This is a genomic window from Endozoicomonas sp. NE40, assembly GCF_040549045.1.
Taxonomy (GTDB): domain Bacteria; phylum Pseudomonadota; class Gammaproteobacteria; order Pseudomonadales; family Endozoicomonadaceae; genus Endozoicomonas_A; species Endozoicomonas_A lisbonensis.
Genome location: NZ_JBEWTB010000002.1, coordinates 1,055,685 through 1,077,497, shown reverse-complemented (window position 1 = coordinate 1,077,497; position 21,813 = coordinate 1,055,685). Strand labels below are relative to the sequence as shown.

Annotated in this window: 14 protein-coding genes and 1 pseudogene; 8 read left to right on the top strand and 7 right to left on the bottom strand. The window is 49.6% G+C overall.

All coding sequences use genetic code 11. The features are described from left to right. Nucleotides 1–564: 564 nt before the first annotated feature. The 3 genes from ptsG (V5J35_RS05725) to ygjK form a co-directional block, all read right to left on the bottom strand. A complete protein-coding gene (gene ptsG / locus V5J35_RS05725; RefSeq protein ID WP_354010331.1) occupies nt 565–2,016 on the bottom strand; it encodes a PTS glucose transporter subunit IIBC in 1,452 nt (483 codons plus the stop codon). A 134-nt stretch (nt 2,017–2,150) separates the two neighbouring features. After that, on the bottom strand, nt 2,151–3,269 hold the full coding sequence (locus V5J35_RS05720) for a carbohydrate porin (RefSeq protein WP_354010339.1): 1,119 nt from the start codon (nt 3,267–3,269) through the stop codon (nt 2,151–2,153). A 156-nt stretch (nt 3,270–3,425) separates the two neighbouring features. Next, on the bottom strand, nt 3,426–6,143 hold the full coding sequence (ygjK, locus tag V5J35_RS05715; RefSeq protein ID WP_354010338.1) for an alpha-glucosidase: 2,718 nt from the start codon (nt 6,141–6,143) through the stop codon (nt 3,426–3,428). A gap of 702 nt (nt 6,144–6,845) precedes the next feature. On the opposite strand from ygjK, the gene ebgR reads away from it, so the two are divergent. The 4 genes from ebgR to V5J35_RS05695 all read left to right on the top strand — a co-directional run bounded on the left by ebgR (nt 6,846) and on the right by V5J35_RS05695 (nt 13,288). Further along, on the top strand, nt 6,846–7,820 hold the full coding sequence (gene ebgR / locus V5J35_RS05710) for a transcriptional regulator EbgR (RefSeq protein WP_354010337.1): 975 nt from the start codon (nt 6,846–6,848) through the stop codon (nt 7,818–7,820). A gap of 321 nt (nt 7,821–8,141) precedes the next feature. Then, nucleotides 8,142–9,617 (top strand): amino acid permease, encoded by a 1,476-nt coding sequence (locus tag V5J35_RS05705; protein ID WP_354010336.1) that lies wholly within the window; start codon nt 8,142–8,144, stop codon nt 9,615–9,617. 83 nt (nt 9,618–9,700) lie between these two features. Then, nucleotides 9,701–12,844, top strand: a complete 3,144-nt coding sequence (locus V5J35_RS05700; RefSeq protein ID WP_354010335.1) for a glycoside hydrolase family 2 TIM barrel-domain containing protein — start codon at nt 9,701–9,703, stop codon at nt 12,842–12,844. 93 nt (nt 12,845–12,937) lie between these two features. After that, nucleotides 12,938–13,288 carry a maltose acetyltransferase domain-containing protein gene (locus V5J35_RS05695; protein WP_354011371.1) on the top strand — a complete coding sequence of 117 codons (351 nt, stop codon included), beginning with the start codon at nt 12,938–12,940 and terminating at the stop codon, nt 13,286–13,288. Here V5J35_RS05695 and V5J35_RS05690 read toward each other — a convergent pair. Beyond that, a pseudogene (locus V5J35_RS05690) lies at nt 13,253–13,471 on the bottom strand (DUF2288 domain-containing protein); the annotation flags it as partial. The gene V5J35_RS05695 and the pseudogene V5J35_RS05690 sit on opposite strands and share 36 nt — an antisense overlap. A gap of 220 nt (nt 13,472–13,691) precedes the next feature. Here V5J35_RS05690 and V5J35_RS05685 point away from each other — a divergent pair. After that, nucleotides 13,692–15,239, top strand: coding sequence for a hypothetical protein (locus V5J35_RS05685; protein ID WP_354010334.1), 1,548 nt, complete (start codon nt 13,692–13,694; stop codon nt 15,237–15,239). A 263-nt stretch (nt 15,240–15,502) separates the two neighbouring features. Beyond that, on the top strand, nt 15,503–15,877 hold the full coding sequence (locus V5J35_RS05680) for a DapH/DapD/GlmU-related protein (protein WP_354010333.1): 375 nt from the start codon (nt 15,503–15,505) through the stop codon (nt 15,875–15,877). 49 nt (nt 15,878–15,926) lie between these two features. Here the strand turns inward: V5J35_RS05680 and V5J35_RS05675 are convergent, their stop codons facing one another. The 3 genes from V5J35_RS05675 to V5J35_RS05665 form a co-directional block, all read right to left on the bottom strand. Further along, nucleotides 15,927–16,268: a tRNA-binding protein gene (locus tag V5J35_RS05675; protein ID WP_354010332.1), complete on the bottom strand. Its 342-nt coding sequence runs from the start codon at nt 16,266–16,268 to the stop codon at nt 15,927–15,929. Between the two features lie 172 nt (nt 16,269–16,440). Beyond that, a complete protein-coding gene (gene ptsG, locus V5J35_RS05670) occupies nt 16,441–17,892 on the bottom strand; it encodes a PTS glucose transporter subunit IIBC (protein WP_354010331.1) in 1,452 nt (483 codons plus the stop codon). A 218-nt stretch (nt 17,893–18,110) separates the two neighbouring features. Then, the gene (locus V5J35_RS05665) at nt 18,111–19,400 is read right to left on the bottom strand and encodes an ABC transporter substrate-binding protein (protein WP_354010330.1); all 1,290 of its coding nucleotides are present in this window, start codon (nt 19,398–19,400) and stop codon (nt 18,111–18,113) included. 282 nt (nt 19,401–19,682) lie between these two features. On the opposite strand from V5J35_RS05665, the gene nagE reads away from it, so the two are divergent. Further along, the gene (gene nagE / locus V5J35_RS05660; RefSeq protein WP_419095777.1) at nt 19,683–21,020 is read left to right on the top strand and encodes an N-acetylglucosamine-specific PTS transporter subunit IIBC; all 1,338 of its coding nucleotides are present in this window, start codon (nt 19,683–19,685) and stop codon (nt 21,018–21,020) included. Between the two features lie 210 nt (nt 21,021–21,230). Further along, complete coding sequence (locus V5J35_RS05655; protein WP_354010328.1) at nt 21,231–21,488, top strand: HPr family phosphocarrier protein; 258 nt, start codon at nt 21,231–21,233, stop codon at nt 21,486–21,488. The last annotated feature ends 325 nt before the right edge of the window (nt 21,489–21,813 follow it).

The following is a 21,813-nucleotide window of genomic DNA, read 5'->3' as shown; positions in this document are numbered from 1 at the left end:
TCCGTCCCGTTGAAAAGCAGCAGGCAAGCAGCTGAAAGAACTGAAATCGAATGCGTAAACAGAATCAGCAAAACCCAGATGTAGAGATGTAGAGTTACGTACCGACAGGTAAAGCTGGGTGCTGAAACAGTTCCTTACAAAAGGTGGTGAAATGTTATGTAAGATTTCGATAAAAAAATATGATCTTCGTCAATTTTTAGTAATCGTGGATTTGTGACTTGTGCTTGGCTGGTAGGTGCAAGTGTGAGGTTTTGTGGCGAATGCGCTGATGCTTATTGTCGATAGTGTCCGGTGATGCCAGAAGCCTTAAGGCTTAAGCCCTGGCGATAATCTATTTCTTTTTTTTCAATTGATAACATGGATTTTTAGGCATCTGGCTGGTGAAGTTAGGGATTGAGTCTGACGTTGGGTTTGGATGTTGTTCTTGTGTCAGTGTTTTGATAATTGTTCGTACTTAGGTGTTGAAACAGCGAGTTAAATTATCGGGGCTTTTCGAAAGAAAACGGGGGCTTTTCGAAAAGCCCCCGTTTCTGATGTCGCTTAATTTAATCGGTTAACGATTGATTAAGCAGTTGCCGGAGTCATGCCGCCAGACTTGTTCACTTCGTTCATGGCAGTCTTGATATTCTCAGACTGTGTGCCGAAGATAGCCTGCATGTTGTTACCAACCACCATAACACCGCGAGCACCCAGTGCCTTGATGGCAGCCTGGTCAACCTTGTTTACGTCAACCACTGCGACACGCAGACGGGTGATACAAGCGTCGATGGACTTGATGTTAGCGTTGCCACCGAAAGCGGTGATCAGCTTGCCAGCCAGCTCAGGGCCTACTTCTACCTGAGAACCACTTTCTTCGTCTTCACGACCAGGAGTCTTCAGGTTGAACTTGGTGATTACCGCACGGAATACGCCGTAGTAAACCGCAGCGTATACAGCTCCCAGAGGAATCAGCCAGAAGGACTTGGTACCGATGCTGGAGAACAGGGCGAAGTCGATCAGGCCGTGGGAGAAGGAAGCACCCATCTTGATTTCCAGGAAGTTGGTAATCACGAAAGCGAAACCTGCCAGCAGGGCGTGTACAACGTACAGAGCCGGAGCCAGGAACATGAAGGAGAATTCGATTGGCTCAGTGATACCGGTCAGCATGGAGGTCAGGGCTGCGGATACCATGATGCCGCCAACACGCTTCTGGTGCTTGGTCTTGGCAGAGTGCCACATAGCGATAGCCGCAGCAGGCAGACCGAACATCTTGAACAGGAAGCCGCCAGCCAGGAAGCCTGCAGTCGGGTCACCAGCGAAGAAGCGAGGAATGTCACCAGTGAATACCTGGCCCGCTTCGTTAACAAACTGACCCATTTCCATCTGGAAAGGAACGTTCCATACGTGGTGGATACCGAAAGGAATCAGCATACGTTCGATGAAGCCGTATACGAAGCCCATGGTTACCGGGTTGCCTTCAACAGCGTAGTTACCGAAGGAGTCGATCACCGCACCGATTGGAGGCCATACGAACGCCAGGATGGTACCCAGAATGATGGCACCGAAAGCGGTAACGATAGGTACGAAACGCTTACCAGCGAAGAAGCCCAGATATTCTGGCAGCTGGATCTTGAAGAAACGGTTGAACATGACCGCCGCCAGAGCACCAGACAGGATGCCGCCGAATACGCCGGTATCGATGGAGGTGATGCCCATGATGGACTTGGTTTCAACACCCATCAGGCCTGCAACCAGACCCATGGTGGCCAGCATGACCACGTAGCCAACGATTGCAGCCAGAGTGGAAACACCGTCGTTGTCAGTCAGACCCAGTACGGTACCGATAGCGAACAGCAGTGGCAGGTTGCCGAAGACGGCACCACCGGCCTGTTCCATCACCTGGCTCAGCAGGGAAGGCAGGAAGCTAAAATCAGCAGCACCGATACCCAGCAGGATACCCGCAACTGGCAGAATGGCTACAGGCAGCATCAGCGCACGACCGATTTTCTGCAGCACCCCAAAGGCGTTTTGCAACATTATAATAATCCCTAATAGATTGGTTGGTGAGAAAAAGGGAGGTGGATAATAACCTGACACAGACGACAGTTGAAGTGTAATGTCGGTGTCAGGTTATCGACTTCCGGAATGTCTGATTTTCTCAGACTATTCGTTTAGAAGTAGTAGTTAAAGCGCGTACGGAAGGCTGTAGTTTTCTCGTCATTGCCTTTGGTGCCGTAAGCATTTTCTGTCTTGGAGTGGGACAGTGCGAAAGTCACTTCGGCGTTATGGAAGTTCAGTACTGGTACAGTGTAGGAGGTGTAAACCAGGTAGGACTTAGGCGCTGCGTAGTTTTCACCCTTGTTTCTGTCGGTGTACTTGTTCTTGGCGTAAGAAGCACCCAGACCGAACGCATTGTACTCAATGTTACTGTTGAAGGTTTGAGCTTTATGCAGTTCCTTGGCGTCCTGATAGGCGGCGCTGTTGTGCCATACCAGATCACCGAAGGTCAGGGTTGCTGTAGCAGACAGGCCATAACGATCAGACAGGTCGAACTCTTTACCTTGATCGTTTTTGATCAGGACAGAGTCGCTGTTGGCTTCGTATTCACCACCAAAGCTGATGCTGACTGTGCCGCTGTCGCTCAGGTAGTTCACAGCAGGGCGAACCATGAAGCTGTTGTGCTTGGACTTGATGTTACCGCCTTCTTCAACGCCAAGAACATCAGCGGTATTACCATAAACTGTGGAAATCTCGGTAGTCCAGTTGCCTGCATGACCTGCGATTCTTGCCTGACCTGCGTCACCACGACGACCACGACCTTCTTTAGCCATGTAGTAGTAAACGCCGCCACCCATCTCATCACCACCGGCTGCGTAGAACATGGCAATATCTTTACCCAGTGGGAACAGGTCCATGGCTTCGAAGCGACCGATCTGGAAATCCCAGCTGTCTTCACGGCCAAAAGCAAAGAAGGCATCATCCATCTCTACATTGCCGTTTGCTTTAAACAGAGGCTGTGCAGTGGCCTGAATGTAGCTGCCGTCTTCACGGGTATCGCGCCAGGTTACATCCATCAGGATGCGGGAGTCGTCGTTCAGCTGGGTAGAAGTATTACCGCGGTCGTCACGGGTTGGAATGCTTGCACCAGTTACGCCGTTTTTATTGCTGAAAGCGTCAAAGTTAATCTCAGCATCACCACCAATAGACAGACGACCATCTTCGGAAGTCCAGCCAGCAACAGCGCTGGAAGAAGCGGTAATAACAGCGATAGCCAGTAATGTCTTTTTCATTTCTTTACTCATGTGTTTGGTTAAGTAGCCAATGTCCGGTGGTTTAAAAGTGCGGCCAGTACCCAGTCAGAGGTAAAGGCCGCAACAAGCCACTCTTTATTGAAAAGTTATTTAAAAGTTGTTTATAAAAAGGCGTTCAGAAACAAGTTGTCAGATTTACTCAGACTTGTTCATGAAGTTGCGGTACATCATGTAGAAGTGCGCCGCACTCCAGCCGAAGTTGGTCGCGCCCTGAACCGCACCCGTTTCAGGGTTGTAGTTTTCCATGATGGCGCCGTCTTCCAGCAGGTTTTCGGCGTTGTCCAGAATCTTGTTCATCAGTATCTGAACTTCTTCGTGGTGGCCGTAGTTCTGCAGACCCATCAGGCCGAAGTACACCTGGTCAACCCATACGCGCCCGCGCCAGTAGATGTCCGGGCCGTAGGCCGGGTTGGTCTGGGAGGCGGTTGGGAATGGAACCTTTGGAGCGTTGAACTCATCCTCATCCATGATTACGTTCTTAACACGCTCCGCATTTTCATAGGTGGCAACGTTGTTGAACAGTGGAGACCAGCCTTCAGGGCCACGGCCACGCTTGGTCAGCAGCTCACCGTTCGTGTCACACTGGTAAGGTTCCATCTTGTCGCCGGTGATCTTGAAGTCGTAGTAGAAGCCGCTTTCTTCATCAAACATGCAGGTGTTGATGTAGTCCGCAATCTTCTGTGCGTCAGAGCGATAAGTCACTGCTTCAGAATGCTTGCCCAGAAGCTCAGCCATATCAGCCAGGAAGTTCTTTTCAGCCGCCAGGTAGGAGTTGATATCAACAGACTCCTGGTTGATGGTGTAACCCAGTGGGGTACCCTGTTCATCCTGAATCTGGAAGAAACGAGGTGTCCAGTCTTCACGGGCCAGTCTCATTCTTTTAGCTTCATCTTCAATATCTGCATACATCTCATTAGCGTATGGAGTCAGCTGGTCCTTGCGCTCAGGGTTGTTGGCTTCGTCTGCTGCGGTGTAGATGTAGCCGAAGTTGGCAGCGTTATCGCGACCGGACTCCCAGGCTGCACCTTCTTGCGCCCATGCAAAGAGGTCAGCTTCACCCCATTTCAGCATTTCTTCATACATTTTATTGCTGTAACAGATGACTTCCTTGCCAATTTTTGCGTCAAGACAAGACTGTTCCATCAGTTTTAACAGGTCGTCTTCCATTCCTGGCAGATCACGAGAGTAAGTAAATTTAAATTTAAGTTCACTTCCCTCAACAACTTCACCACCTACCAGCGCACCATTGTGAGATGGATCCATAGTGGCGCCGTACTCAACAATACCATTGCCGTTGTAATCACGGTTTGTGTACCACCAGTTATGGTATTCAACCAGCTGAGGGTACATTTCCTCGATCCATGCTTTCGCATCTTCTGGACGATCTTGCTCCATCAGACCCAGGTAGGTTTCCCATACGGACCAGGAAGCCAGGGATGGCTTGGTGTTGCGCTCGTTCCAGTTGCCACCGTCCAGATGTCGGCCTTCACCTTTTGTGACTTTGTTATAGAAATCCCAGTCTCCGTTGAAAGGCTTGTCTTTACGAAGCCCCTGCATGTTCGGGAACACAACGTCGATGATCATGCCAGCATCTTGTGGACGCAGAGTGTCTTGTTTGTCTTCATTGTTTAACACCTGATAGTCAAACATGGAACGAACGTTGTCCATCGCCAGGTCAGGGTTGATGTGCGCCAGGGCGTAAACGTGCTTCCAGCTGTCCCATGGCCATACACCACCGGCAAACCATGGTGCGGTATAGGAAGGGGTTACACCGGAAGTTTTCAGGAAGCCGTAAGGGGAACGCCAGTTGGTGTGCAGGTTCTGGATGGTTTTAACCGCCAGACGGGTCTGCTGTTCGGTGGCGTTTTCGTTGGTCAGGCCGTTGACCAGGTAGCCTTCCCAGCGATCCGCAGATTCCTGGAAGTAGCCTTCCGGGTTGTTCAGGATACGGGTGGTGCGCTGTTCAATGGCTGCGACTTCGTCTGCGTCATGACCGTAAGCCTGGGTTGACCAGACAGAGGTAGAACCACCAGCAGCGATGGTCACCGGTGCGGACTTGGACTCGTACTTGAGTGGGTCGATCAGATTGGATGCTGCGCCAAGTGTACGACGAATCATAAAGGTCGCATCGTTCTGGGTCATCATTACCCAGGTGTCACGCTGTTCGTCCAGACGAACATTAATACCGTGGTTGGTGGCGGTTAAGGTGCGGAACTGTTCACCGTATTTTCCGGTTACTGTGTCACCGTCGCTTGCACCTTCTCTGCGACGCAGGTCTTCGGTCAGTTCACCCGCCCAGTTAAAGCTCAGCTCTTTATCGGAGTTGGTTTTGTTCAGAACGGTTGTCTTAACTAGGGAAACACGCTGATCAACAAAACGCATTTCCATAGCCACTTCAATATCACCCAGGTCATAACGCTGGTACAGCGCGCCAGGGTAGGAAATAAGCTGAGGGCTTCTGGCGGATGTCAGGTCGTAAACACGGCCTTCGCTGTCGGTCAGGGACAATTGGTCCATATATTTGCCCAGCAGCACATTGTACTCTTCCGCGATAATGGAAGGACCAGTAAAACTGCCGTAAGTAGCAGCGCTGCCCGGCAGCAGGAAGCCGTGCCAGCTACCATTGTCGAACAGAGGGTTGTAGGCAATGTTGCTGTAGCCGTCCTGGTCACGCAGTGCCATTGGGTTACCGGTACGATTCAGTACGTTGTCATACTGCAGGGCGATCTTACCCAGAGGGTTCAGGGGAGAACGATCAACCGTGATTCCGTCATCTTTACTGTTGTCAGTACAACCTGTCAGTGCCATCGATGTAATGATCGATGCCGCCAGTAAACTTTTCTTAAAGCGCATAGCTGATAGAAGCCTAACCAATGTGTTGAATGAACTTTTTTCAGGCAAAAGCTGACCGCCCTGTTTTTTGAGCAGGTAGCAGGCAGCTGACACAACTGAAATCGAATGCGTAAACAGGAACTCAGCAAAAAAACAGATGCAGAAACGTAAAGCTACGTACCGAAAGGTGGTGTTAAGTGCCGAAATATTTCCTTACAAAAGCCGGCAGGAGCTTATGCGAAATTTCGATGTACTTATATGATCTTTGTCAATTTTTAGTAATATTTGATTGGTAGTTTGTGTTTTTTTGGTAGGTGAAAGCATGAGGTGTTTTGGCGGGAATGCGGATTTTTATTCTTACCAATGCTCGCAAATGTCAGAAGTATCAAGCCTTTGCATTGAAATATTTCTTTTGATATCAATTGTTTACAGGGTATTGAGGGTGATTCTCTTTTGAGAGTAGAGGTTGAATCTAATGTCGGGTTCAGGCGTTTCCCCTTGTGGAAGTTTTTTGGAATTCGTTCGTATTCAGGTGTCGAAATAGTGAAATTGATTATTAAGGTTATCTTTGTTTTAGTTATTTTTACTTAAAGTATTTGTGTCGAAATCTTTCTTATTTCGTTGTTTTTTTGCTGAAATAAAGAGGTTCTACTGACTTGATGGTTTTTTTTAGGAAAATTTCTTGCCTATGGTATAAAGGCAGTTTTGTTCTCAGGAGTTTATATGGCCACGCTAAAAGAAATTGCACTTGAAGCAGGGGTTTCGCTTTCAACGGTATCCAGGGTGTTAAATGATGATCCGACAATCAGTGTAAAAAATGAAACCCGCCACAAGATCCTGGAAGTGGCCGAGCAGCTGCAGTATAAAAGTACACGTAAAAGAAGAAACAGCCAGGAAGAGGCCCTGAATATATTGGCTGTTTACAATTACAGTCATGAAAGTGAACTCCACGACCCCTACTATTTGTCTATCCGCTACGGCATCGAGAGCCAGTGCAAAAAGCTGAATATCACCCTGAATGAGAGTTATGGATTTGATCCGGAATCGGATACCGGTGCCTGTAGTGGTGTGCTGCTGGTTGGCTGTGCGCCAGATACTTTGCTGCAACAGTTAAAGGAACGCTTTCATTATGTTGTGTGTATAGATAGCGCCCGCTTTGAGGGGCAGGTTGATTGTGTCTATACCGATCTGGCCAGAATCAGCCGTCAGGCTGTTGATCTTTTTATTAATGAAGGCTATTCAAAGCTGGGTTTTATTGGCGGCAGTGATGCTGTTGATGTGGTTGATAAGCGTGAAGAGGCTTTTTTGGATTATGGTCAGGCAAAAGGGGTGGTTTCACCGCGTGATGTTTATCGTGGCGAATTTTCAAGTTCTTCAGGCTACAAACTGGCGCAGGAAATGGTTAAAAAGTCTCTGCCTGAAGCTGTCTTTGTTGCATCAGACTCTATTGCCATTGGCGTACTGCGGGCGCTGCACGAGTGCCAGATAAAAGTGCCTGATGATGTGGCGTTGATTAGTGTCAATGACATACCGACGGCCAGGTTTACCTTTCCTCCTTTGTCTACATTCAGAATCCACTCAGAAGTGATGGGGATTCAGGGGGTGAACCTGCTGTCAGAACAGATCAGGGAAGAGCGTGATATTCCACTGACCCTCACCATACCGGCCCGGCTAAAGAGCCGGGGAACAACTCGCTAACCACTGTGTACCGATATCAGGGAAGAATACCGTCACAGACCACTCCGGCTGGTGTTTTGTAGCTCCGGCTTCCTTCAGACATGACTGAAAATAAAAGACAGTAGTCTTATTTTTTTCAGACTCCCTGACTAAGAACTCTGGTTGCTGGGTTTTTGTTTCATTTCATCAGATGTGATCAATAAAGGAATGATATGTTCAGTATCTTTCTGAACTGTTGGTGATTTTTGATCTGAATCAGTTATTTCTGGTGAATATCCGGTTAGAGTTACAAGTAAAATTTTACTAAAACACATTTTGCCTATAGTTGTCCGGGGATTATTGATGTCAGATAACAGGAAAGTAATAGGCTTTGGTGCCTTGGTCATGATGGTGATGACCGCCGTCTTTGGCTTTCGAAATGTAATTAACCAGTACGCTATGATTGGTCCTTCCAGTATGACCTTGTGGTTTGTGGGTACGCTGGTGTACTTCCTGCCGCTGGTGCTGATGATGTCAGAATACGCCAGTGCCAACGAAGGCAAGGAAGGCGGCGTATACAGCTGGGTGGAGTCTTCCATGGGTCCTAAGTGGGCATTCTTTGCTTCCTGGACTTATTTCTTCGCCAATATTTTCTACTTCGCGACAGCGACCTCCAATATTCTGGTATACGGCAGCTGGGGGTTGTTTGGTCGTAATATCTTTGGCGACAACGCTGGTATGACTCTGGCGCTTTCCTGTATCGCCCTGTTCTGGATCAACACCTGGGTCTGCACCAAAGGCGTTAAGTGGCTGTCCCGCCTGACCACTATTGCAGGTACTGCGGCACTGACCATGGGGTTTGTCTTTATCGCTTTTGCGCTCATCTCCGTTCTGGTGCTGGGTCATGAGCCTGCCCAGGAAATCACTTTCCAGAGCATTATGCCGAAAATCAACAGCTGGGGAACACTGATGACCGTTTCCTGGTTGCTGTTTGCCCTCGGTGGTGCTGAAAGTATTGGTGTTTATGTGAATGACACCAAGGGTGGTAACAAAACCTTTGTTAAGGGTGTGATTGTCGCTGCTATTGTGACCGGTGGCCTGTACATCCTGGGTGCTTACGCGACCTCTCTGGTACTTAAGCAGGATGAAGTAGACCTGACTAACGGTATCTTCAGTGTCTTCATTCAGCTGGGTTCCCAGATCGGTGTTGGCCCATGGATTGCTAATTTTGTAGGTGTCATTCTGGCAATCACTGCCATTGGTGGCCTGGCCCTGTGGACCGCAGCTCCTGCCAAGATCATGTTCTCCGAACTGCCAAAAGGTCTGCTGCCAGACATGCTGCTGGAAACCGATGAGCAGGGGACCCCGGTGAATGCGCTCTGGGTTCAGGCCGCTATCGTTACCGTACTGATGCTGATCCCTGGCATGGGTATCGACTCTATTGAAACCTTCATGCAAACCGTTATCAGCATGACCGCGCTGAACTCCCTGATTCCGATTATCTTCCTGATCATTGGTTACATGGGGTTGCGTATCAAACACAACGATATGCCTCGTTCTTTCAAGATTTCCGAAAGCAATACCGTGGCTCTGGGTATTTCCGGTCTGCTGCTGGTGATCTTCTTCGGTGCCTCCATTGTGACCTCTATCCCGGCTCCAAGCGTCTGGGAAGCTTACTTTGCCGGTCAGGACCTGGGTTCAAACGCCAACCCATGGCTGACACTGGGTATCAACTTTGGTGGTCTGGCCTTCTATCTGGGTCTGGCATGGGTGCTGTATGCCCGCTTTGAGCGCAAACAGTCTGAACAGGGTTCCCTGGTCTCTGCGCCTGCTGTCTAACCGCTTTTTCTGAATTCTCAAAGCCCCGGTCAGTCACTTTCTGACCGGGATGCTGAAACCAAATAAACATTTCTGGAATAAATATGTCTGCTGTCGTGTATGGTGACCGGGAAGTCATCGATCTGTACGAAGAAATCAATCATGTCCCTGCGGTGATGGAAAATCACCAGATCAACGGTATTAATAAAGAAGCCCCAAGAGTTAATGCATTTCCTTACACCGTTGAAGCGCTGGCGCTGAACAACAAGCCGGAGCTGGCGGGCAACTACCTGTCTTTGAACGGTCTGTGGAAATTCAATTGCGCTATTAATCCCCAGTCCCGTCCGAAAGGATTCCAGCAAGAGAACTTTGATGTTTCCCAGTGGGACGATATTCAGGTTCCCGGTAACTGGGAAGCTCAGGGCTTTGATAAAGCTATCTATCTGGATGAGCGTTTTCCATTTCAGACGGAATGGCCGGAAGTGCCTAGAGAATACAATCCCGTAGGCTCCTATCGTCGTACATTTGAGATGGATAAAAGCTGGGAAGGCCGGGAAATATTCCTGCAACTGGCGGGAGCGCGAACCGCTACCTTTATCTGGATCAATGGTCAGCGTGTTGGCTACACTCAGAACGCTAAGAATCCGGCTGAATTTAATATCACTGACTATGTTCGCGAAGGTGAAAACAGCATTGCCCTGGAAATTTTCCGCTGGTCTAATGCCAGCTATCTGGAAAAGCAGGATATGCTGGATATGTCTGGTCTGGAGCGTGAAGTCTTTATCTATTCAACCGATAAGACCCGTATCTTTGACTTTGACTGTCGGGCTACTCTGGACAACACCTTTACCCAGAGCGAAATCAACCTCGACGTAGACCTGAAGCATTTTGCCGAATCTGCCCCGCAGGATCTGACCCTGAAAGCGCAGTTGCTTGACGATAAAAACGGCTTTGTGGCTGTCGTCAGTCAGCAGCAAAGCGTAGCGTTTGACAGCACTGAACAACGGTTGACGTTTATTGCTGAAGTGGCAGAGCCTCGACTGTGGAGTGCTGAGGCGCCCAATCTTTATACCCTGATGCTGACTCTGAGTGATGGCAGCGGCAAGGTTCTGGAAACCACTTCCCATAAAGTGGGTTTCCGTCGTATTGAAATTATTGACGGTCGACTGACGGTCAATGGCAAGGCGATTAAAATCAAGGGTGTAAACCGTCACGAGTTGCACCCAACCCTGGGGCATGTGGCCACTGAAGAGACCATGCTCACCGATATTCGCCTGATGAAAGAGCATAACATCAATGCGGTGCGCACCAGTCACTTCCCGTGCCATTCCCGCTGGTACCAGCTGTGTGATGAGTACGGCCTGTATGTTGTTGACGAAGCGAACATTGAATCTCATCCGCTGGCCCTGAGCCCTGAAACCCAGATTGGCGATACCGAGTCCTGGATTCCGGCTCATCTTGACCGTATGCAGGCCATGGTGGAAAGGGATAAAAACCACGCCTGTATCGTTATCTGGTCCATGGGCAATGAAGCCGGTAAGGGTTGTGTCTTTGAAGCAATGTACAACTGGGTAAAAGAGCGTGACGGTAGCCGTCCGGTTCAGTACGAGCCAGCTGGCGAAGCACCTTATACGGATATTGTCTGCCCGATGTACCCAACCCTGGAACGCCTGAAAGAGTTTGCTCAGCAAGACGACGGTCGTCCGATGATCATGATTGAGTACGCCCACGCTATGGGTAACTCTGTCGGTATCCTGAATGACTACTGGAAGATCATTGACGACAGTCATTGCTTGCAGGGTGGTTTTATCTGGGAGTGGATGGACCACGCGCTGGAACTGACCAACGACAAGGGTCAGAAATACTGGGGCTATGGTAAGGACTATCATCCTGACCTGCCTACCGACGGCAACTTTATGAACGATGGTCTGGTAGCGCCTGATCGTACGCCTCACCCTCACATGGCAGAAGTGAAGAAGGTTTATCAGCCTGTTCGTTTCCATGGGGTTGACGCTGCCGCTGGTCGTTTTGAAATTGAAAACCGCTATGACTTTATTGGTCTGGACAAGTTTGAAATTCAATACCACGTGAGCGCTGACGGTATTCAGGTGGCTAAAGGCTCCCTGGGTGTTAGCTCTGTAAAGCCGGGGCAGCGTGAAGCGCTGGTGGTTGATCTGTCCGGACTGGATATCAGCGAAGACAAGGAATACCTGATTACCCTGAGTGCTTTAACCCGCGACGATGAGCCGATGCTGGGTTCTGGTTATGAAGCTGCATGGGATCAGTTCTCCCTGACCGCTCGTCCTGCCTACCAGCAGCCTGCGATTAACGAAGAGCACTGCGTTAAGCTGGCGGAATCAGAAACATCTGTTTCTCTGAAAGGGCATAACTTCGACATTCGTTTTGATACGAAGACAGGGCAGATGGCTGAGTACCGGGTGGACGGACAGAACCTGATTCGCACCGGTCTGGAACCAAACTTCTGGCGTGGCCTGACCGATAACGACCTGGGCGCTAAGGCGTTTGAGTGGGCGACCATCTGGCAGGATGCCGGAGCTAAACGTCAGTTGATCGCTATTGAAGTGGAGCAGTCCGGTTCGCAGGAAGTTCAGGTGATTACCCGCTTTGACCTGCCAACCATCGAGTGCCAGTACGTTCTTACTTACACAGTCTTTGCTGATGGTGAGTGTCGTGTGGCGGCTGAATTCACGCCGGGTGAGAAAGAGCTGCCGGTGATGATGCGTTTTGGTCTGCAAATGACTCTGTCTTCTGACTACCAGTTTATTCAATGGTTTGGTCGTGGTCCGGTAGAGACTTACGAAGACCGTAAGGGTGCAAAGGCGGCCGTGTATGGTGGCACCATTCAGGAGCAGATTCATGCTTATCCACGTCCACAGGAAACAGCTAACAAGACGGATGTTCGTTGGGTGGCGCTGACGCAGCAGGATGGTGTTGGCCTGGAAGTGGTGGCTGAAGACACGCTGCTCAATACCAGTGCCTGGCCTTTTGCTGCTGCAGAGCTGGATTTTGTGGCAGACGATGGTTCCATGGGGGCATCCGGCCTGACGCCTATGTCCTGCAAGCATGGTGCTGACCTGTTGCCTGGCAATCTGGTGACCTGGAATATTGACCTGACCCAGATGGGTACCGGTGGTCAAAACTCCTGGGGCTCCATGCCGCCAATGCAGTATCAGCCACAGGTAAAGCCTTATCAGTACGCATTCCGACTGCGACCTGTTAAAGGCTAACTTCATTTTTCTGAAGTAAAAGCGGAGCCGTACTGGCTCCGTTTTTGGTTCTGCCTTATAGAAATACCCCTTGTTTATTGAGTGACATCACTTATGAATAATATGCTGCCCCAAAATGAGCTGACTCACAGAGAAAAAAGTTTTATCAGTGGAATGTTGTATAACCCTAACACTGAAGGGCTGCCAGAAGATCGCCTGAAAGCGAAAAAGCTCTGCCATCAAATCAGTACATGCTTTGATGAACGGGAAAAAAGCGCTTTGGTTGGTCAGCTGTTTGGAAAGTCCGACGACACTACGACGCTGAACGGTCAGTTTTCCTGTGATTACGGTTACAACATTAAAGTGGGTAAAAACTTTTACATGAACTTCAATGGCGTCATTCTGGACTGCGGTAAAGTTGTGCTCATGCCATTGAATCGCCTGCTGGTCTGTGACTTTTGTTAACTGCCCATCCTGAAGCCATGCCTGTACCTGCCGGGTGTCATCTATCGACACCGCACAAGCCGCTTCAACCAGATCAAGCGACGCTGACACATTCAGCACAATACCCTGAGCAAAAAAGCGCTCCAGTGCTTTCCAGGGAATCCGGGCTGTTTCAAGATTCAGTTTTTCTTTTACTTCCTGCATATTTTCTCTTCTTAATGGTGGGTGTCTCAGACAATCCTACTGTATCAGTGAGCTTTTTAATTCAACCGTGTCTCGTTTTAACAGTCCTTGGCTATACTGATCCGCCAGGCTCAAAAGCACCTGCTGCAGCCTATATACCATAAACACAATATCCGTTCAGGATTGAGTACTTAGGGACATCAAGCTTTCATAATTCATCAACCGAAGTGAGATGTGTAAAGTGTTCAAAAAAAAATGGTCACTCTCCGAAGTCTCTGACCACTGCAGCAAACATTTGCTGCTGTCCGCCAGCCTGCTGCTTTCTCTTTCAGCGGGCACTGCCTATTCAGTTATCCCCCCCAAAGGCACTGGCTCAGATACCGCCAATGTAATGCTTCCTCCCCGGGTCGAGCTTAATGCGAATATGGAAAACCTTAATCTGCAACCCGAACCAGGCGTCACAGTCCCCCTCCCCCCTGAAACCGATGGCGATGAGGCTGTCGATGGGGATGAGGGTGCCAATGGGGACGCTGCCGTAACGGACGAATTCATCAGGCAAGCCAATACTCACTGGCAGGAACGACGTAACGCATTAATGACAGAGCTTTTGGGTGAAGACCAGACTGACGGCACCACCGATGTATTCCCGGTGCGTGTGCCAGACTCATTGACCGACCTGAGAGTCAATGAGGCTCTGAATGCCATTCATACGAGTCCGCACAGCTATACACTGATTGATCTTCACTATGCCCTGTGGCAGGTTGCACAACAACTTGGTGACCCGGTTCTGCTCAGGGCTTTGAGTGCAAACGCCAGAATGCTGGACCGTTATCTTAGCCAGGGCAGAATAACCTTCAACCAGCAGCTGGGGGAGCAGCTGATTGAAGGAGAGACTCTGCTCAACTCGGTGCGAACATTACAACATCACATCAATCATCCTGAAGCCGACAGCGATGTTGTGGCCAGATTCACCGATGTAGTGTTTGTCGCCCTGTATAACTATATTAATGTCATAGCTTTAAATGCATTCAGAGTTCAGTTAAATGCAGAAAACAATGACCCTCAGGCAGGCCACATCCTCACATTCCTTCAGAATCTGGCCCAGATATCCTCCATGCGGTTTGATGGCGTCCGTCACGTTCAAAGCAATAATCTGGCTTACGCCCGAAGCAGAGCGTGGTATTTCCTGCTTCATCAGTCAACTTCCACAGAGTCTGAACGCAGCCCGCAAGAAAATCGCAACCTTTACGCTTCCTACGTGTCCTTGACGGCACTGTTTACCGCCTTTTTGGGACAAACCAACCAGGCATACAACATGTTGAGCGAGCTTGAACGGGTGGAACCGGCGTTTTGGCCGAGATATGACGCACGCTCGATCAACTGTATTGTCAGCTGGGTGGTCGATGGTAACCTGAGAATGTTCAATTCGCCTGATAGTCATTGGTTGCGTAACCGGATTGTGCAAGCGCTGTTTTTCATGATGAAATATCCGTTTAGTCCCCACACTCCCCATAACATCATTCTGGAGGGACAACTGCAGGTATTCACAGAAGTGCAGAGATTACTGGGACCAGTGGTCAATGCAGAGCCCGAACTATTCAGCTTTAACCCGGGATTGTTGCCTCAGATCACCACTAAGGAGGCCTTTGAAAAGGACGTCATAGAAACTCTCAAACAACAACAGCAGCGATCCCGGGCCGCACAAGACAAGCAGTCAGAGGAAAGTAAGAAGCATAAGAAAAGTGGGGGATGGAAGTTCTGGAAACCTAAAGAAGATGAGCAAGGATAAATAAGCTTTGCAAGCCTGCTACCAGGGTGGCAGGCTTGTTCTGCCAACCGGATGGAAAAAACTGCCATCCCGAACTATTAATGTCGCTTGCCACTATTTTTCCTACCCATTCAAGGCACTTTTTCAGAACCCGATGGTCATACCACTATTGACCCCATAATCACCAGCTGCCCGTCACATCTTGGCAGGTCTGGCTTCGGTTTTATGTGTTCACCACAGTTCGAGGGATACGGACGTACTATCTAACGCCCCGGAGGCTCTGTATGCCAAAATGTTCCTCTCAGCCTTCACTCTTTCAGATCATCATTGTGCTGGCTATTTTCCTGCTACTGGCCTTTTCATTCACAACCCTGTTTGAAGTGATAGGCGACAATGTGATGATCGGGCCAAACGTTACCCTGTGTACAGCAGGGCATCCGTTGGATACCAAAACCCGCAACTCTGGTGAAGAGTTCGCCAAACCGGTAACCATTGGAAATGATGTCTGGATTGGGGCAAATGTTCTGGTTCTTCCTGGTGTCACGATTCACGACGGGGCTGTTGTTGGTGGAGGGAGTGTGGTAACGAAAGATGTCCCAGCCCATTGTGTGGTGGTTGGAAATCCTGCAAGGGTGGTCAGGGAAGAGATTAATAACTGATGCAGAAGCCTGTCCGGGAGAGCAGGCTCGTTGTTAAACCCGGACAGCTTTAACAGACAGGTGTTCCGGGCTTCATTGTTTCTTCGGCCTTAAGCAGTTTGCAGATACTGCTGTCTTCTGTTTCTGCACACAGCAACATAATTTCCGACAGTTCACCGCGCATTTTAGCGGGTTTCAGGTTGGTGAGTACCACCACTTCTTTGTTCATGAGTTCTTCTGCGGCGTAATAATCGACCAGGCTGGTTACGGTCTGGTACAGGCGCTCGCGACCGATGTCTACCTGAACCTTGTAGAGTTTTTCGGCGTTTTCAACGCGCTGTACTTCCATGACACGGCCAATGCACATATCCAGTTTCTGGAAGTCCTGAAAGGTAATCTCGCTACTCATCATTACTGCTCCTGGTGGTAAATTATTTTAGTAAAATATTTTACCATAGTGCTGGCTCGCTGGCATCCTTGTTTTTGTCACCCCATGATGAAGCATTTCCAGCGTATAAAAAAACGGAGGCTTCTCTTATGAGAAGCCTCCGTTTTGAAGCTAACTTAATCGGTTTAAGGATTAATTAAGCTGTTGCTGGAGTCATGCCGCCAGACTTGTTCACTTCGTTCATGGCAGTCTTGATGTTCTCAGACTGTGTACCGAAGATAGCCTGCATGTTGTTACCAACCACCATAACACCGCGAGCACCCAGTGCCTTGATGGCAGCCTGGTCAACCTTGTTTACGTCAACCACTGCGACACGCAGACGGGTGATACAAGCGTCGATGGACTTGATGTTAGCGTTGCCACCGAAAGCGGTGATCAGCTTGCCAGCCAGCTCAGGGCCTACTTCTACCTGAGAACCACTTTCTTCGTCTTCACGACCAGGAGTCTTCAGGTTGAACTTGGTGATTACCGCACGGAATACGCCGTAGTAAACCGCAGCGTATACCGCACCCAGAGGAATCAGCCAGAAGGACTTGGTGCCGATGCTGGAGAACAGGGCGAAGTCGATCAGGCCGTGGGAGAAGGAAGCGCCCATCTTGATTTCCAGGAAGTTGGTAATCACGAAAGCGAAACCTGCCAGCAGGGCGTGTACAACGTACAGAGCCGGAGCCAGGAACATGAAGGAGAATTCGATTGGCTCAGTGATACCGGTCAGCATGGAGGTCAGGGCTGCGGATACCATGATGCCGCCAACACGCTTCTGGTGCTTGGTCTTGGCAGAGTGCCACATAGCGATAGCAGCAGCAGGCAGACCGAACATCTTGAACAGGAAGCCGCCAGCCAGGAAGCCTGCAGTCGGGTCACCAGCGAAGAAGCGAGGAATGTCACCAGTGAATACCTGACCCGCTTCGTTAACAAACTGACCCATTTCCATCTGGAAAGGAACGTTCCATACGTGGTGGATACCGAAAGGAATCAGCATACGTTCGATGAAGCCGTATACGAAGCCCATGGTTACCGGGTTGCCTTCAACAGCGTAGTTACCGAAGGAGTCGATCACCGCACCGATTGGAGGCCATACGAACGCCAGGATGGTACCCAGAATGATGGCACCGAAAGCGGTAACGATAGGTACGAAACGCTTACCAGCGAAGAAGCCCAGATATTCTGGCAGCTGGATCTTGAAGAAACGGTTGAACATAACCGCCGCCAGAGCACCAGACAGGATGCCGCCGAATACGCCGGTATCGATGGAGGTGATGCCCATGATGGACTTGGTTTCAACACCCATCAGGCCTGCAACCAGACCCATGGTGGCCAGCATAACCACGTAGCCAACGATTGCAGCCAGAGTGGAAACACCGTCGTTGTCAGTCAGGCCCAGTACGGTACCGATAGCGAACAGCAGTGGCAGGTTGCCAAATACGGCACCACCGGCCTGTTCCATCACCTGGCTCAGCAGGGAAGGCAGGAAGCTAAAATCAGCAGCACCGATACCCAGCAGGATACCGGCAACTGGCAAAATGGCTACAGGCAGCATCAGCGCACGGCCGATCTTCTGCAGCACTCCAAAGGCGTTTTGCAACATGGTGTGAAACCTCGTGATGATTGAGTCTGGGCAACGTCACACAGGCTGTTGTCCGCTGTGAACCTGTGTTGGTTTGTTATCGTGGGCGGAGATTAACAAAACGATCGTACCTCTTGGGTAAGGGAGGTAAACGAAATGTAACGAACTCTTTCGTGCAAAAGTGTGATCGGGAATGCATTGTCTTATGTCAATTTTGCGTCAATAAATGGTGACTATTTTTATAGCGAGTTTGATAGCGAGTTTGATGGCGAGAGCAGTGCGGCAGATAGCGATTTTACTGCCTGTTCCGGTGTTACGACCGGGTCGGACATGTAACTACTGACAAAGTTAATGGCGGGTATCTGCAGAGACTCCCTGGTTGCCATTCCATGAATGATGCTGGGTACCAGAGTGTTGGCTTTGATGCTGGCCTGAAGGTCTTCCAGACTTTGCTGCTGGCAGCCCTGAAGATATTCTGCTGCGTCCATTCGCACAGGGATTGAGCCTTTTTTCTCGTTGAATGCGATTTGTGTCTCTTTGTCCATCAATTGGTGGGTCAACCCGTGCTGTGCCTGACGGTCCCTGAAGCGTCTGAGATTAAACATAACAAAGCTGTCGATGTTGTAGATGAATTTTTTGTCGGTTCCGAAGGCGGGCTGGCAGTAAAAATCCTCTCCTTCGACCTGACCATTCATTTTGAATTCCCCAAGCGCCCAGTCCCCCATCAGCATCACGGCAGCCTGATTGTTAATGATTTCCTGTGTTGCTCTGTCCCATGACATTCTGGTCCGGTTGTCAGGGGTCAGTGAGGCAATCTGTTTCAGTTTTCGAAACACCTTGATCATGGTGGGGCTGGTCAGGGCTTTATGGTCGTGATCTACCAGAGCCTGCCGGTAAAAATCGGCGCCTCCTTCCGAGAGTACGACAGACTCGAAAATCGCAGCCTGTTGCCAGGCTTCTCCGCCATGAGTCAGTGGAATAAAGCCCGCACGGCGCAGGCGGGGAGCAATGGCAATCAGGTCATCCCAGCTGGAAGGAATCGCAAGCCCGGTTGTTTCAAAAGCTTTTGGGTTGATCCATAGCCAGTTGCTCCGGTGAATGCCAACGGGTACACCGTAGTAACGCCCCTGAAACTGGATGGTCTCTGAAACAAATTCTGGTAGTACAGAGGTCCATTGATTGCGATTTACTGTGCCGTCAATATGTGCCAGAAGACCCAGGCTGGCCCAGTCCTGGATACCCTGGCCACTGATCTGGGCTGCATGTGGGGGGTTGCCTGAAATAACTTGAGACTTCAGTACAGTCATGGCCCTGCCGCCGCCACCGCCGACAATAGCTTGATCAGTCCAGGTAAATCTGGACTTTGCATAGTGATCTTTCAAAATGTCCATGGCGGCGGCTTCACTGGGGGAGGTCCACCAGTGGAGTACGTTAACTGTCCCTGTGGGGCGGTTTGATGGCGCGGCGCTGGCTGTTACAGAAGTGGCCAGACAGGTTAGTAGTGTTGTTATAAGCAGGCGCTGGATCATGAGTGATGAGTTAACCATTAATTAGTTAAAAAATGTGCAAAATTAAATGTGGATAGTTAATTCATAACTGAAAAGGAATATTTTGCTGTAGATCAACTTACCGGTTAATGGTTTGACTTAAATACGTGTAATTACTTGAAATAAGGCGGTGTAACCGGTTACATTCTCGGGTGAAAACTGATTCTGTCATTTTTTGTACGAGATCAGACAGTAAAAATAATGAAGTGCAGAGGTGAAGTCGTGGATGTGCTAGGGTATTTGCAGCGTTTGGGGAAGGCACTTATGTTGCCAATTGCAACCTTGCCTGTTGCTGCCATATTGTTGCGTGTCGGGCAGCCGGATCTGCTGGATATTGCGTTTGTGGCAGAGGCGGGTAATGCCATTTTCAGCCACCTGCCGCTGTTGTTTGCCATGGGTATTGCAGCGGGTCTTGCGGAAGATGATGCCGGGTCAGCTGTTCTGGCGGGGGCAGTCGGTTACTTTGTTCTAACCGCTGCTGCCAAAACGATTAATGCCGATATCGACATGTCGTTTTTCGGGGGTATTATTGCCGGTATCATTGCTGGTCACAGTTATAATAAATTCCATCGTGTCCAGTTACCTCAGTATCTTGCCTTTTTCGGTGGTAAACGACTGGTCCCGATTATGACCGGGCTGATCGCCCTGGCTGCCTCTGTTGTTGCGGGGTTTGTCTGGCCTGCTATCCAGTCAGGTATCAATGCCTTTGCCAGCGGTGTTGCTGAATCCGGGTCCGTTGGGCAATTCGTTTATGGAGTACTCAACAGGGGCCTGATTCCTGTTGGCCTGCATCATGTGGTTAACTCTATTTTCTGGTTTGGTCTTGGCGAATTTACCAATGCTGCAGGTGAAATCGTTAATGGTGACCTGCCACGCTTCTTTGCTGGCGATCCTACCGCCGGTGTCTTCATGGCTGGTTTTTATCCGGTTATGATGTTTGGCTTGCCAGCAGCTGCCCTGGCGATGTATCTTGCTGCTCCCGGGAAGAATCGCGCAAAAGTGGGCGGATTGCTTTTTTCGGTTGGACTGACCGCGTTCCTTACGGGCGTCACTGAGCCTCTGGAATTCCTGTTTGTCTTTCTGGCGCCAGGGCTGTATGCCGTTCATGCTGTGCTGACAGGATTGTCACTGGTCGTGACCAATCTGTTTGGAGTACTGCATGGCTTTGGTTTTTCAGCGGGTGCCTTTGATATGGTACTTAACTGGGGACTGGCCACCAAGCCCGTAACCCTGGTCATTATTGGCCTGGCCTTTGCTGTGGTTTACTTCTGCACCTTCTATTTTGCGATCAAGGTGTTCAATCTGAAAACTCCGGGTCGTGATGACGATGAGGTTGAGCAGAAACCGGTCAGGGTGGTTTCGGACTCCGACCGGGCGAAACACTACATTGCACTGCTGGGTGGTAAAGATAACCTTGAGTCTGTTTCTGCCTGCATTACCCGCTTGCGACTGACTCTGGCAGATCGTGACAGGATTGATGAGTCAGGCCTTAAAGCCATGGGGGCGAAGGGAGTTGTAAAGCTGGGTTCCAATAATCTTCAGGTAATCCTTGGTCCACAGGCTGAAATTATTGCCGGTGAAATCAAGCTGGAGATGGCTTAGCGCTTGTTTTGGGTAATTGGCGTGGAGAATAGCAATAGCGATAAACCGCTATATCAATTCGTTTCGCTTTTTATTCCAATAGAATTGTAAGGGGTTGCCGTTGTGCAACCCCACTGGTTTTAATTTGAGCATCCGAAGAGGCTGGCTTATCCTTCTGGAATTCAGCTTCTTCATCGCTCGCAAGATCTCCACGTTATTGAGAGAAATACAATGTTTAAAAAAGACGTAGTTATTACTGCTGAAAATGGCCTGCACACTCGTCCAGCTGCTCAGTTCGTAAAAGAAGCCAAAGGCTTCGAATGCGACATTAAACTGGAAGCAGGCGGTAAGCAGGCCAGCGCCAAGAGTCTGTTCAAGCTGCAGACTCTGGGCCTGACTCAGGGTTCTACTGTGACCATTATCGGTGAAGGTGAAGGCGCTGAAGGTGCTGTATCTCACCTGGCTGAGTTCATCACTACCCTGAAGTAAAAACTTTTGCGGTCCGGGATTTCCTGGATCTGCCTGCAGATGTTTGATGGCTTTTTCAAAGACTGATTTATCGTTGAAATTCATCAAAAGTTAGGTATAGCTGCTATTGGTGGCTATATTTCAGTCTGCTGGCGAAGCAATAAGAAATTATCAGGAGCCTGTTGGGTCGTTTTAAGTCCGGCAGGCCTCTGGAATAAGCTGAGCAAACTGGGAAGTGTCAGGTAGCGACATGATGTTGTCTTATCGCTGATGCTTTGCAGGGAAGCTCGGCTTTTGTCGTTTGGGAACAATGCTCTTTCGATAGACAGCTCTTTCGATAGACAGC

Coding starts and splice junctions, on each gene's coding strand:
- V5J35_RS05720 (WP_354010339.1), bottom strand. CDS start 3,269: ATGAAAAAGACATTACTGGCTATCGCTGTTATTACCGCTTCTTCCAGC.
- ygjK (WP_354010338.1), bottom strand. CDS start 6,143: ATGCGCTTTAAGAAAAGTTTACTGGCGGCATCGATCATTACATCGATG.
- V5J35_RS05705 (WP_354010336.1), top strand. CDS start 8,142: ATGTCAGATAACAGGAAAGTAATAGGCTTTGGTGCCTTGGTCATGATG.
- V5J35_RS05695 (WP_354011371.1), top strand. CDS start 12,938: ATGAATAATATGCTGCCCCAAAATGAGCTGACTCACAGAGAAAAAAGT.
- V5J35_RS05700 (WP_354010335.1), top strand. CDS start 9,701: ATGTCTGCTGTCGTGTATGGTGACCGGGAAGTCATCGATCTGTACGAA.
- ptsG (WP_354010331.1), bottom strand. CDS start 17,892: ATGTTGCAAAACGCCTTTGGAGTGCTGCAGAAGATCGGCCGTGCGCTG.
- V5J35_RS05655 (WP_354010328.1), top strand. CDS start 21,231: ATGTTTAAAAAAGACGTAGTTATTACTGCTGAAAATGGCCTGCACACT.
- V5J35_RS05680 (WP_354010333.1), top strand. CDS start 15,503: ATGCCAAAATGTTCCTCTCAGCCTTCACTCTTTCAGATCATCATTGTG.
- V5J35_RS05675 (WP_354010332.1), bottom strand. CDS start 16,268: ATGATGAGTAGCGAGATTACCTTTCAGGACTTCCAGAAACTGGATATG.
- V5J35_RS05665 (WP_354010330.1), bottom strand. CDS start 19,400: ATGATCCAGCGCCTGCTTATAACAACACTACTAACCTGTCTGGCCACT.
- nagE (WP_419095777.1), top strand. CDS start 19,683: ATGTTGCCAATTGCAACCTTGCCTGTTGCTGCCATATTGTTGCGTGTC.
- ptsG (WP_354010331.1), bottom strand. CDS start 2,016: ATGTTGCAAAACGCCTTTGGGGTGCTGCAGAAAATCGGTCGTGCGCTG.
- ebgR (WP_354010337.1), top strand. CDS start 6,846: ATGGCCACGCTAAAAGAAATTGCACTTGAAGCAGGGGTTTCGCTTTCA.